General features: G+C 67.1%; 7 protein-coding genes and 11 pseudogenes. 12 read left to right on the top strand and 6 right to left on the bottom strand.

Going from position 1 to position 11,940, the window contains the following annotated elements; translation table 11 throughout:
- Positions 1 to 152: 152 nt before the first annotated feature.
- The 6 genes and pseudogenes from UG55_RS26160 to UG55_RS48350 form a co-directional block, all read right to left on the bottom strand.
- The gene (locus UG55_RS26160) at positions 153 to 488 is read right to left on the bottom strand and encodes a hypothetical protein (protein WP_066074514.1); all 336 of its coding nucleotides are present in this window, start codon (positions 486 to 488) and stop codon (positions 153 to 155) included.
- Between the two features lie 519 nt (positions 489 to 1,007).
- Positions 1,008 to 1,302: pseudogene (locus UG55_RS44300) on the bottom strand (ATP-binding domain-containing protein); the annotation flags it as partial.
- Between the two features lies 1 nt (position 1,303).
- Positions 1,304 to 1,504: pseudogene (locus tag UG55_RS48360) on the bottom strand (hypothetical protein); the annotation flags it as partial.
- 1 nt (position 1,505) lies between these two features.
- A pseudogene (locus UG55_RS45845) lies at positions 1,506 to 1,776 on the bottom strand (helicase); the annotation flags it as partial.
- Position 1,777: 1 nt separating this feature from the next.
- A pseudogene (locus tag UG55_RS48355) lies at positions 1,778 to 2,582 on the bottom strand (AAA family ATPase); the annotation flags it as partial.
- Between the two features lies 1 nt (position 2,583).
- Positions 2,584 to 3,755, bottom strand: a pseudogene (locus tag UG55_RS48350) (helicase); the annotation flags it as partial.
- A gap of 983 nt (positions 3,756 to 4,738) precedes the next feature.
- On the opposite strand from UG55_RS48350, the pseudogene UG55_RS45840 reads away from it, so the two are divergent.
- From UG55_RS45840 to UG55_RS26110, 12 genes and pseudogenes are all read left to right on the top strand, one after another.
- A pseudogene (locus UG55_RS45840) lies at positions 4,739 to 4,920 on the top strand (kinase); the annotation flags it as partial.
- 1 nt (position 4,921) lies between these two features.
- Positions 4,922 to 5,299 (top strand): kinase (locus tag UG55_RS26150; protein ID WP_242425139.1); only part of this gene is annotated, 378 nt, incomplete at its 5' end.
- 489 nt (positions 5,300 to 5,788) lie between these two features.
- Positions 5,789 to 5,834, top strand: a pseudogene (locus tag UG55_RS45835) (hypothetical protein); the annotation flags it as partial.
- A 1-nt stretch (position 5,835) separates the two neighbouring features.
- On the top strand, positions 5,836 to 6,541 hold a 706-nt coding region (locus UG55_RS26145), incomplete at its 5' end, for an SAM-dependent methyltransferase (protein ID WP_242425138.1).
- Positions 6,538 to 7,755, top strand: coding sequence for a hypothetical protein (locus UG55_RS26140; protein ID WP_066074506.1), 1,218 nt, complete (start codon positions 6,538 to 6,540; stop codon positions 7,753 to 7,755). The genes UG55_RS26145 and UG55_RS26140, both read left to right, overlap by 4 nt.
- A 219-nt stretch (positions 7,756 to 7,974) precedes the next feature.
- Positions 7,975 to 8,440 (top strand): annotated as a pseudogene (locus tag UG55_RS44285) (ATP-binding protein); the annotation flags it as partial.
- A 241-nt stretch (positions 8,441 to 8,681) separates the two neighbouring features.
- Complete coding sequence (locus UG55_RS26130) at positions 8,682 to 9,038, top strand: DUF6907 domain-containing protein (RefSeq protein WP_066074500.1); 357 nt, start codon at positions 8,682 to 8,684, stop codon at positions 9,036 to 9,038.
- A 154-nt stretch (positions 9,039 to 9,192) separates the two neighbouring features.
- Positions 9,193 to 9,570 (top strand): hypothetical protein (locus UG55_RS26125; RefSeq protein WP_206779442.1); only part of this gene is annotated, 378 nt, incomplete at its 5' end.
- 180 nt (positions 9,571 to 9,750) lie between these two features.
- Positions 9,751 to 10,005 (top strand): hypothetical protein, encoded by a 255-nt coding sequence (locus UG55_RS26120; RefSeq protein ID WP_199865279.1) that lies wholly within the window; start codon positions 9,751 to 9,753, stop codon positions 10,003 to 10,005.
- 232 nt (positions 10,006 to 10,237) lie between these two features.
- Positions 10,238 to 10,737 (top strand): annotated as a pseudogene (locus tag UG55_RS48345) (hypothetical protein); the annotation flags it as partial.
- Between the two features lies 1 nt (position 10,738).
- Positions 10,739 to 11,005, top strand: a pseudogene (locus tag UG55_RS48340) (protein-L-isoaspartate O-methyltransferase); the annotation flags it as partial.
- A gap of 680 nt (positions 11,006 to 11,685) precedes the next feature.
- Positions 11,686 to 11,940: pseudogene (locus UG55_RS26110) on the top strand (hypothetical protein); the annotation flags it as partial.

The following is an 11,940-nucleotide window of genomic DNA, read 5'->3' as shown; positions in this document are numbered from 1 at the left end:
GCCTTGAGAGGCTTTAGAACACTGGTTCCTCACGTACACCTTCCTGACTCGCTCGCCGGGCCCACGCCGTCCGGTAGTACCGACGCGACCCGGCTTTGTCAGGGCTGCTTCCCACCNCTCCCAGCGTTCCCCGGGAAGAGCTGCCCTCAGCTTCACCGCCCTGCTGCGACAGGGCAGAGGTGGTGGTCTTTCACCTCCACTCGGGTTGTGGGCGCCTCGTGGCGCACGTTCTCCAGCTCACACAGCCGCGGCCCGGTCATCGGCGCCTTGCCCGCGGGGTCGAGGCCGTGTTCGGCGGCGTAGGCGTTGATCCGGTCCGCGGCTTGCGTCAACGTCCAACCGAACGCATGCCGGTGCGCTGCCCGAGGCCGCAACCGGTAACGCCGGGCGAACTCCGCGGCGATCTCCTGATGCGTCATCCCGCGATCCCGCATCCGACCGCGCAGATCGTCCTGTTCAGCGCGCAGGCTGGCCTTCGGCCTGGACATCCGACATTCCCCTCGCCGGCGCACGGCCCTCCCGGCGGAAAGCCCGCGGAACCAACCAGACCACCTAACCGTAGCCGCACGATCACCACATCCGCAGCCCAGCCGCGCAGCGGCTTGGCCAGCGCGTGTCCTCGCCGCGCCGGGCGGCTGTCGCGACAGGCCAACCAGGACAATCCGGCGCAGGCCACTCGTGTAGAGCGAGGAGGCGTGGCGTCGTCAGCGCTGGCAGCCGTCGGAGCCTGCCGATCGCAGGCCAGCAAGTCACCGGTACTGCCAGCATGGGAACGTGCTGGACGGTTCGACGACAGGGTCTGCCACTACTGGCAGACTCGGCTATCAGAACTTGCGGAATGGGTTGGGCCGTCTCGACGGCCGGTCGGAGGTCGCGGCAGCGACGTTGCCTCCGTGGAGGTGGCAGACGGAGAGCGAGTCGCGCGATCGAGCTGTGACGAGGATTTCGCGCGTTCCACCGTGCGGTGACCTTTCAGGGTGGCATCCGGCCTTTTCGTAGATCCGCGTCTACGGCTGCTGGCGCGTCTTTTGGCGCTTCGGTCGCTTTGCGACAGGGATCACGCCTCGGCGAGCCCTCAACAGATTCTCGTCCTTCATGTTCTCGCGCACAGCGAGGCGGCTGAGGATTCGTTGCTGTGTCTCCGGAGTCCAAAAGATTTCAAGACGCTCCCGAGCACGTGTGATCGCGGTGTAGAAGATGCTGTGGGAAATGCTCTCCTCGTTGGCATCCGTGATGACAACCTTAACAGATTTGTACTCAAGACCCTGCGCCTTGTGGATCGACACGGCGTACGCGATCTGANACGGCACCATCGTGGTGACCGTATCGTCATCATCGTCGCTGTTGCCGCGCTCGAAGACGTCGAACTGAACAGTCGTGCCTTCGACCCAACGCAGGTCCATGCCGAAAACGTCGGCTGGAGTGACGTCCCGTTCGAGATTCACGTCGAACGTGATGCGACCGCGCGCACGGTCGATCTTGACAATCTTGCCCTTCAGGTTGTNGAAGATGACTGGACGGAACCGATCGGATTCGTTGAAGAGTACAGGATCGCCGATCTTGTACGTAGACTCGCTCCAGGCGACAGCTGGATTCGGATTGCCCGCCTGTAGGAAGCGGTTGACGTTGTTGATGCCGTAAAGGCCGTCATAATTCAGGCAGAGCACGATCTCATCGTCACTCCGACGCTGGAACAGAGAGTCCCCTAGCACTGTGGAGTAGCCGTTCTTGGAGAGTGACTCTTCGATGCGGTCGTCCAGGTTCCGTACCCTGTCCNAGAGGGTGAGAAGCGCCTGGTCGGTCGTTCTGAAGGGCTTTGTGAGCTCGAATACGGACTCGCTCGGGATGTACGAACGGATGGTGCTAAACCAGTTACCGAACTCGATCGACTCGATCTGGTAGACGTCGCCAACGAGCACGAGCAGGTCGAAGGATGTTTTCTCAAGCACTTCGAGCAGGCTCGCGTTTCCCACAGTGCTGCACTCGTCGATCACAAGGACGTCGTACGTTCCGTCGAACGGCGTACTGTTGCGCACGTGTTTGCTGATTGTACTGAACTCGGCGTTCGGTGCCTGCACTCGTCTCTTCAGGTTGTCGACGGCCGGGTTGGTATGCGCGAGGAAAAGCTTCCGTTCGTCCTCGAAGTAATTCGCGATATGATTCAGCATCGTCGACTTTCCCGTACCGGCCGCGCCGTAAACGAGCGCGACCTTCGAGTGCTCGAACAGCTCGGTCAGAGCGTCAGCCTTCAGGGGGTCATCGATGACACCTGGGTTCGAATTTATCCATGCCTGCACGTCGCTGCTGTGGTTGGGGACACCGCCGGCGGCGATCGCCTGGAGCTTTTCGATGATCGCGACAGTGTCGTCCTCGTATCCGACGATAAACACGTGCCCGTTTGCATGCACCAGCTTCCGCCGTGCGTGTCGCGCATTAGTTGGGAGCAGCTGGTTGTGGCGCGCGATCAGCTTGTCGATATCACCGAAGTCCGCTAGGTCGGACACAGGTGTGTAGATCACACCGTGCTGGTCGACGTTGCTCCTGACCCGCCGTGCGAGTAGCTCGTGCGGTCGGCTTCTGGCNTCCAGGCTCTCGGCGAGATCCGAAAAGCGCGGGTTGTGTCGACGTGGTGATGTGCAGAACGGCATTGTATCGAAGGGCTTGCAACTCCATGAAACACGCAACTGGGAAAGTCCAGTGCACCCGCCGGAATCGAACTGGTCCTTGATAACCCGATTGTTCATTTGCAGCATGAGGTACCGCATCAGACGGGCCCCCGGCCGGTTCTCGCGGATGAGCGTCCGCGCACGGTCGAGCACAGGGAAGATCAAAGGACTACGTTGTGCGCCGTCAAGTGCCCGGGCGCGGACCCGGCCGTAACTCGCGTCGGTCATATCCACGAGATCGAGCAGGCTTGAGCGCATGCTGGTGAGGTACTGCATCAGGTTGCGGTACTCGGAGTGCGACGTGCTAACTCGATCGTGCGAGACCTCGAAGAAGCGCGCGAAGTTGTCAAATTCGCACGGACGGATCGACACGTCCCACGAGCGGATCACCATGATCGGCATCGTCTGGCCAAGAACTTCGATCGTGTCGCTTGCCAGGCCCAGGTAGGCCGCGTACTTGTCGGTGAGGTCAATGTGGGTGAACCCAATGATGCGATCGAACTTGCTCGTCCGGTTGTGGGCGAGATAAAATGTCACCTCGTAGTAGATGCGGCCGCCGGTGAAGAATGGTCGCGAGCTGTGAATGTAGTATCGCTCGCGACGGGCGGTTGAGGGCGGTGTCGCTCTTTTCTGCTCGATGCACGCCGCGATCTTCTCGTAGTAGTCACGTAGTGAAGGGTCGAGGTCGATCGGAAACTGTTCGATATTTTTCAGGATTGTGATGCCGAACTGCGCCTGCGCCAGATCGCGGGTGCGGAGTAGGTACTCGTAGTACTTCAGCATCAACCGCTCGGACGGATCGCGATCCAGTGTGTAGTGCGAAACACTTGCCTGGAGCAGGTCATGAAATCTACTCAGGAGCCTAAACTTGGCGGTCGCCTTCACGGCATCCAGCGCCGGCCCGACCTGGTTGTAGTGGAACTCGGTCGCGCGGTCGCTGAGGTGCGCCCATACAATAAGCCCCTCGACGAGATTCCGGAGCTGCCCAAGGACGTTCTGCGAGAGGAAGCCTCGGTCATCGACCGGGATGGCGATGTTCTGGCAGATCACGCTGTCGGCGCTCCGTACTTGCTCTTCTACTGACGCCATCGCTCCCGCTCTGCTTCCCCAAAGGATCGCGCTCGAAGTCGCGGATGTGTCCGTCCACCCGCCAGCTACGCTGGCAACCTCGGCGGGCAGGGACTCGAACCGGTCGGGTGTGCCGCTGGTGCCTTCGCAATGAGCTGCGAGGAGCCAGACCCTGGGTCGGGCTCTCCAAGTACCGTTCGCTCCATAGCTGGTCGCACAGCCCGCGCCAGAACTTGCCCTTCCGCCTTGAAGGCAACTGGTCACGGTCCTGTCCGACGCCGAGCGATCATGCCCGTGTCTGGGCGCCTCGGCTGACCTACCTCGGTGTCACAAACGCCTTCGCACTGCGGCGACTTGGCTACGCGCATGTCCGGTGAACCTGCTGGACAACACCGACGCCCCCGACGATCTTCATCCCTGACCACGCGATTCCTACCTCGCCGCGAGCCCTCCTTGCGCCGAGCGCGATCCTCGCTCGTTTCGTCGAGGATAGGGGAGGAGATCCCGCGCGGGTGAGGATGTCAGCGTCGGTGGCGAGCGAGGCTGGCGGCGTAGGTGGGTCGGGTGTTGCCCGCCTCCTGGGTCCAGGCGGTGGCGGCGGTGATGTGCAAGCCCAAGAGTTGGCAGAGCACGGGGGCAGGCAGCTGGCGAGCCAGGTTCATCAGCGCCGTGTTTCGGCCGACGCATGCCGGGAGGCCCACGTGGAGGAGTCGGGCGACGAGCTGTCCTGCGCTGAGCGGACGTCCTGGTGATCCGCCGGCGAAGAGCCAGGGATGATCTGTGGTGCGACCGACGGCAGTGAAACCGTGCCGGCGTGTGAGCAGTTGGCGAATCAGGTCGTCAAGCGGCGGCGGAAGATCCAGCGGCGTCAGCCCGAGAGAAACTCGAATCACGCATCAGACGCACGCGCCGCCGCAAAGAACCAGGTCAGACCACACGTCGAGCGCAGGCTCCACGAGTTAAGATCTCCCGTGTCTCCNGTGCAGCACCGTGATCGATCATGCATCGGACGCAATTCCCCGGAGTCGACTGCGCTTGTGGTGATCAGAGGCAACTCCGGGTCGGGCAAAAGCTCGGTGGCCCGGTCGCTGCGGACACGCGCCGGCCGCGGAGTCGCTCTGGTGGAGCAGGACTATCTGCGCCGAGTCCTCCTGCGGGAGCGGGACCAGCCCGATGGCGTCGCTCCNGCCCTGATTGATCAGACGGTACGGTTCTGTCTTGATCACGGCTATCACGTCGTGTTGGAAGGCATCCTCGCCGCGTCCCGCCACGCCACCATGATCAGCGGTCTGCTTCGGGCGCATCGAGGGCGCAGCTTCGTGTTCTATCTCGACGTGTCGTTGGACGAGACACTACGTCGACACGCCACACGCCCGCAGTCGGCCGAGTTCAGCGGGGAGGACATGCGCGGCTGGTACCTGCCCCACGACCTGCTCGGAGTCGACGGCGAACGGATCGTCCCGGAGCACTTCACGCTCGACCAGACCGTCACCTGCATCGAGACCGCCACCGGACTCGGCCTTTCATCCGCCGCGCGGCCGGAAGAGGACCAACCTACGCGCTGATCTCGTAAACGGTGGCGGCACCGGTGGACACACCTGGTGTCCCTCGGCCGCGAATGCCCACCTCGTTCCGGCTGGACGCCGGGCTCTCGCGACCTCGGCGTAGCGAGTCGATCACAACCTGGAGAGCGAGAGGCGGCGCTGCTGCGAAGCGATGGCCGCTCCCGAGGACATTTCTCCAGGTCAACGGGGGTCGGAGGGCGCGAACAGCTTCTTCGCGGTCGCGGTAATGACCCCCTATCCCCCCGAAGGCGATGGTGTAACGGTTCCGCATTGTCTACCGTCAGTGAGGACTGTTCCNGTGACGAGCATCGTTCACACGACGCACCGTGACCACCCCCGCAGCCCGAGACCCAGCTTGGGCAGCCGGCCAGACCAGCTGCATCCACCGCGGCGAACACGCCTCGTCGCGAAGGCCCGAGCGTCGCACGGACGCTCCTGATGGNGGCGGAGAGCGCTGCCCCGGCCGGGCCGGAGAGCCCGAACGTGGCNCGGGTCTACGACTTCTTCCTCGGCGGCGCGCACAACTTCCCGGCCGNCCGGGAGGCCGCGGCGCAGGTCGAGCAGACGTGGCCGCAGATCCGCGACACCGCGCGGGTCAACCGGCTGTTCCTGGGCGAGGCGGTCCGCTACCTCACCGGCGAGGCCGGCATCCGCCACTTCCTCGACATCGGGTCGGGCATGCCAACCATGGGCAACGTCCACGAGGTCGCCCAACAGGTCGCTCCAGACGCTCAGGTCGTCTACGTGGACAACGACCCGATCGCGGTGGCGCACAGCCAGATCCTGCTCGCGCCCAACCCAGCGGCCGTGGCCATCGAGGCGGATCTGGCCCAGCCCGGGAAGATCCTGGAACACCCGGAGGTGTTCAGCCTGCTGGACCTGGGGCAGCCGGTCGCGCTCCTGCTGGTCGCGGTCCTGCACTTCTTCCCCGACGACACCGGCCCGCAGCGCCTGGTCGCGCAGTTGCGCGACGCTCTGCCGGCGGGCAGCTACCTGGTGGTGACCCACGCGACCGGCGACGGGCAGTCGCAGGACGTGACGGAGGCGGCCGAGGTGTACCGGCGCACGACCGCGCCGTTCCAGCTGCGCAGCCGCGAGCAGGTGCTGTCGTTCTTCGACGGCTGTGCGCTGGTCGAGCCCGGCCTGGTCCTGCTGCCCGGCTGGGACAGCGACCGGCAGCGACGCCGCACGGCGGCCGAGGGGCGGCTGCCGGTCTACGCCGGCGTGGGGCGCATCCGATGAGTTCGACACCGATCTGCTCGACCTGCTGGCCGGACGGTGACGTGCACCGGCTTGTGGAGCATGCCGATCGGCAGATCACCGACGCGGCGGCGTTCCTGTGGCCGGACGCCGAGGTGGCCCTCGGGTCAATGATCGCCGGGCGCAGGGTGCTGCGCCGCCAGGTGCTCGTCGACGACGCGGTGCTGTGCGCCACTGTGCGTCCGGCGGGCGTGGCGCTGTCGAGCCTGGTCCGTGGCGACCACGGCGCTCTGGCGGTCGTGCTGTCCGGCGCGCAGAACGGACGCGAAGAGGAGGTGACAGCCAACGAGGCCGACCACCTCGCGGCTCTGGCCGCCTACAGCCGCCTGCGGGCAGCCGCCCCGGTCGCGATGGCCCACGGTGTGCTGTTCACCAGCTGGGTCGCGGGCACGAGCCTGACCGACCAGCTGCGGGCACGGCCAACGGCGCTCCCTGACCTGCTCACGACGTTGCTGGAGGACCTGGCCGACCTGCACCACGATCCGGCCCAACAGCTGTGGCAGCTAGCCGCGCCCACCGTCGGCCCGCCTCTTCCGCGGATCGTCATGGAGGCGGTCAGCCACTCAGCCGACCACCTGCACCCCACCCGCTTCGGCGAGACAGGCGACCTGCGGGCGCTTGTACGCACCCAGTCGACCCGGCTCAACCGGCTCGCCGCCGAGCTGGACACGACACTGCTGGCCCGGACCGGGGTCGCCGTCGGCCTCACCCCCAGCCACGCGCGCTACCCCGACCCCGCCAGCCGGGCGACGCTGGTCTTACCCGAACTCGGGCCCGGCGGGGACGCCGCCGACATCGGAACCCTGCTCGGCCACCTGCACCTGCTCGCCTGCGACTGCCCACCTCATGACCGCCTGTACCTCACCGAAGGGATCGAGGCGTGGCTCGCCGACCGTCTGGCCGCCCGCCGCGACGGGTGGCGGGGCTGGCTCGCCGCCATGCTGACGATCTGGGCCGCCACCGTCTACGACACCGTCCTGACCGCCCTGTCACTGCCCGCCGCCGTACCGCTGGCACCGGCCACCGCCCGCCTGCAAGCGCGCCCGCTCCCGGCGCTGGCTGTCCTCGACGGACTCACCCGCCAACTCCGCCGCCACGGCGCCGACGCGGCCCTGACCGCCACCCTCACCGAGCTCGCCGGCACACCAATCCACCGACGCGCCGATCACCCCGAGCGCACGACCGCGCCCCGCTGAGCACGCACCGTGGCCACCACGTTTTCACGCCGAAGACCGGCCCTTCGCTGAACCCGGCGGCTCCTTTAGCCCACAGCGATCCCTGCCTCCGTTGGCCCCGCCCGGCCGGTGCATCACCGCAGCCAGCGAGACGTGCGCCCGGACGCCGCCCGCGGTCGTGAGGTCGGCGCCGCCACAGGCCGATAGCAGTCCTCTCAGATCCCTCAGCCCGGAGAACCTATGACCACCGCCGTCGTCACTCCTGCGTCTACGACCCGCGAATCTGCTGCCGATCTCCTGCCGCGTCGCATCTGGTTCTACGCGGCCGTCCCGCGTTCCGTCGGCGCCGCCCGCCGTGACGTCTCCACCCGGCTGGCCCACTGGGGCCTCGACACCCTGACCGATATGGCCACACTCGTGACCTCCGAACTGATCACCAACGCCCTCGCCTCCAGCCAGGCGGCCCGCCAGCACGGAGACGACGACCTCACCTCCCGGATCGCACTCTGCCTGACCTACGGCCACCAGGACCTACTCATCGAGGTGTGGGACGGGGGCGCAGGCCACCCGGTCCGCCAGACCCCCAGCCACGACGCCGAGACCGGTCGCGGCCTCGACCTGGTCGCCGCCCTGACCCACAACACCGGCTACTACCAGGCCCACGTCCGCACCCCCACCGGCCGCCGCCCGAAAGGCAAGGTCGTCTNGGCAGTCCTGCGCCACGACAGGCCACCCGTCGAACTCGTCCTGGACACCACAGCCCGAGACCTACCACGACGCGCCCCATCCCGCGTCGAGGAGGAGCCCGCAGATCCGCTGGACGTCTTCGACCTCGAACTCCTGCGACGGGTGCGCGACGGCCTACGCCTGCTGGACGGATGGGCGCCTGACCCGACCCGGCCCATTCCCACGACTGCACCCGACTGACCTCGAACGGGAGGCAACCCATGCCTGACTCTGGGAACCGACACTGCCCGTCGTGGTGCGAGCAGCCCGCCGGCCACCTGAACGTGCAGCCGGCGGGTCCCGGCGACTACCACCTCGCCGAGGGCACCGTCATCGAGCTGCCGGAGATCCCCGGGCTGCGAGACATCACCGTCATGCAGGTGGCGATCGAGCAGTACGTGACCGCCGCGACCACCTACCAGCCCGTGATCTCCCTCGGTCACGGTGTCGACCATCCCGACAACCACGTTCTCACCCTCGACGAAGCCGCCGCCGTCGCCGAAGCCCTCACCCGAGCCGTCGCTGCCGTCCGCACCTCCCAGGCACCACCGCTGCCACCGAGCGACAACATCTCGTAGCACATGCGCCGGCCGCCCACCTGAGGGCCGTCCGTGCACTGTCCCGCGCCCGAATCGGTCCGACAACAGGCCGCAACCCAGGCCAGCCCAGTTAGCGCCACTGGCCAACACTGCCTGCCGGCAGCCACCACGCATCAGCCGCCCATCCCGCCCNCCCGACTGGACCTCGACCATGGACATCGACGACCACCATGCCGGCAGACCCGCCCCCGACGAGGCCGACCCGCCAGGGCAGGCCGACCCGGGCCTGCTGGAGGCCCTGGTGTTCGCCCTGGCACCGCGTCTGTTCGCGATCGTCGCCGAGCCCGCGGGCCCCGCCGACCTCCATGTCGCCGCCTGGGGACTCCAGTTCCCCAACGAGGTGGTCGTGGTCAGACCCGACGGACAGGTGACGGGCTCCTTCACCTCTCTCGACCGCGCCCTGTGGATCTTCTCCTACCTGAACGCGACACTGCACGTCGTCTGGCACGCCCAGCCCCGCATCGCACGCCCGCACCAACCTCGCCGGCGGATCATCCGGCTCAGACGCTGACGGCGATGGCCTCCCGCGGCCTGCGCCGTTGCCGTCTTTCCCGCCTGGGACGACAGCTCTGCTCTGTCCCGCTGCGCCCCGGCATCCCCGCTCGGACCACCGACGACGAAACCGGCTCACATGCTTCCTCACCACGGCGCGGTGCCACCTGCGCTCCGTCCGATTGTCCTGCTCGCCAGGATGCGCGACATGCTCCCGGCCGCGCAGTTGGCGGACCTGCTCGCCTCCTTCACACCATCCATTGACCCGGCAGGTCCGGAATGGTCCGACCTGTGCTCCGCCCTGGACGCCTATGACCGGGCGGCGCAGCTCGGCCTGGACCTGGACGAGGCCCGCTACCAGGTCGACACCGCCGCCATGATCCTCCACCTGTGGTTCAGCAGCATTGACCCGCAACGGCACAGCGGCGTCCACGAGCACCAAACGGTTCGATAGACCCGCCGCGCACAGCATCGCCACGCCTCTCACCCGGCTGGTGGCAACAGCGAACGCCTGCCTACCCGTCGGCCGCCCGCCGCGCGAACAGATCGGCCGCTCGGTGCCGAACAGATCGCACCGCCTCACGCCGTTTCCGCAGCTCAACCGTCTCGTGGCAACCGAAGAAAAAGTTCGTGACGGGGGGAATGACAGGCACCCCGAGCTACGTGATCATCATGGCTGGCCTGCTATGGGCCGGCGAGTTCCGGCGACCTTGGCCGACTGTTCGGCCGATCACGATATTGTCTTCACGGAAAGTATCCAGGCGATTGCGCCGGTGTACGGCGCCGGCGAGAAAGCACACAGGGCCACGCCGCACCAAGGGGGCAGCGCCCGGAGGGAACTGCGCGTGCCCACCACCTCGACCGCCTCGCCGCTGGCCACTCGCCTCGCCGACTACGCCGACGCGCTGAGAGCGGGCGGCGCTATCCGTACCGACCCGGTGCACGCCGCGTTCGCCACCATCCGCCGGGACCTGTGCCTCACCCACTTCCAGCACGCCGAACAGACGATCACCCTCACCCACGACACCACGCCGACCCCGGCCGTTCTCGACGCCATCTACAGCCGGCAAGCCCTGGTCACCCGTACCGCAGGCATCCCGTCCTCGTCCTCCGCGTCGACGATCATGGCGAAGATGCTTGAAGCGCTGGATCTTCAGCCCGGACAGCGGGTCCTGGAGATCGGCGCNGGCACCGGCTACAACGCCGCCCTGCTCGCCCACCTCACCCAGGCCAGCGTCGTCACCGTCGAAGCACACCCGGCCACCGCGGCCGAGGCCACCGCCTCCCTGCGTCGCCTCGGCCTGCACGAGCAGGTCACAGTCCTCGAAGCCGACGGGTACCACGGCGCTCCCGACCACGGCCCCTACGACCGGATCGTCGTCACCTGCGGCATCGCCGGCATCCCACCCGGCTGGCTCGACCAGCTCACCGACACCGGCCTCATCCTCGCCCCCNTGCTCCACGGCGGCATCCACCCGATCATGACCGTCGGCCGCGACGGTCGAGTCACCGGCTGTATCGGCGGTGACTTCATGCCCGCCGCCGGGCCGCTGCGCCCCGACCAGCTGATCGGCCGCAACCCCGCCCGCCCGGTGCCCAGCCAGCCACTGGTCTTCTCGGCCAGCCTCACCGGCCCCCTCGACCCGCCGACCTACCACGACCTGTGGTTCCACCTCGCCACCGGCGACACCCGGATCACCCGGGCGTGGATGGACGACGACACCTTCCCCTTCGACGCCGGCCAGCTCGCCCTGCACACTCCCGACCAGCACACCGCCTGGGCACGCAATACCGGCATGGTCGCCGCGACCGCCCCCGACCTCGGCGAGCATCTGACCATCCGGGTCCGCCGCTGGCTCAGCCACAACCAGCCCACCGTGACCGACCACACCGCACATCTCGCGCCAACCGCGGGCGTCGTCCCNCCCCTCCACCGTCCGACCGCCTGGACCAGGCCCAGCTGACTGAGGTTGCCAACGATGGCTCACCCGCCCCGACGGAACGCCGGGTTCAGCAGGTCGCCGACTGCGGCCACCTACTTGATTCGTGATGTGTCGATTACCGTAAGAATCGTCCGTGTCGTGGACGTCTGGAAGATCGACAGTCGGTTCCGGAGAGGAGGTAGCGCGTCGTCATGAGCAGGTCCAGCCAGCGGGTGGAACAGGATGAGCTGCGGGCGCGGATGCGCGCGGTGGGCATGTCGCATGACGAGATCGCGATCGAGTTCGCCCGCCGCTACCAGCTGCGCCCCCGCGCCGCTCACCGCATCGCGCACGGCTGGACCCAGATGCAGGCCGCGAACCACATCAACGCTTACGCCGCACGCGCCGGCCTCGACCCCCAGGGCACCGCGCCCATGACCGCTCCCCGGCTCTCGGAGCTGGAGAAC

It is taken from the genome of Frankia sp. EI5c, assembly GCF_001636565.1.
GTDB lineage: Bacteria > Actinomycetota > Actinomycetes > Frankiales > Frankiaceae > Parafrankia.
Note: the sequence above shows the minus strand (reverse complement) of the source record. Positions and strands in the feature narration are given on the sequence as shown.

Coding starts and splice junctions, on each gene's coding strand:
- UG55_RS26140 (WP_066074506.1), top strand. CDS start 6,538: ATGAGTTCGACACCGATCTGCTCGACCTGCTGGCCGGACGGTGACGTG.
- UG55_RS26160 (WP_066074514.1), bottom strand. CDS start 488: ATGTCCAGGCCGAAGGCCAGCCTGCGCGCTGAACAGGACGATCTGCGC.
- UG55_RS26120 (WP_199865279.1), top strand. CDS start 9,751: ATGCGCGACATGCTCCCGGCCGCGCAGTTGGCGGACCTGCTCGCCTCC.
- UG55_RS26130 (WP_066074500.1), top strand. CDS start 8,682: ATGCCTGACTCTGGGAACCGACACTGCCCGTCGTGGTGCGAGCAGCCC.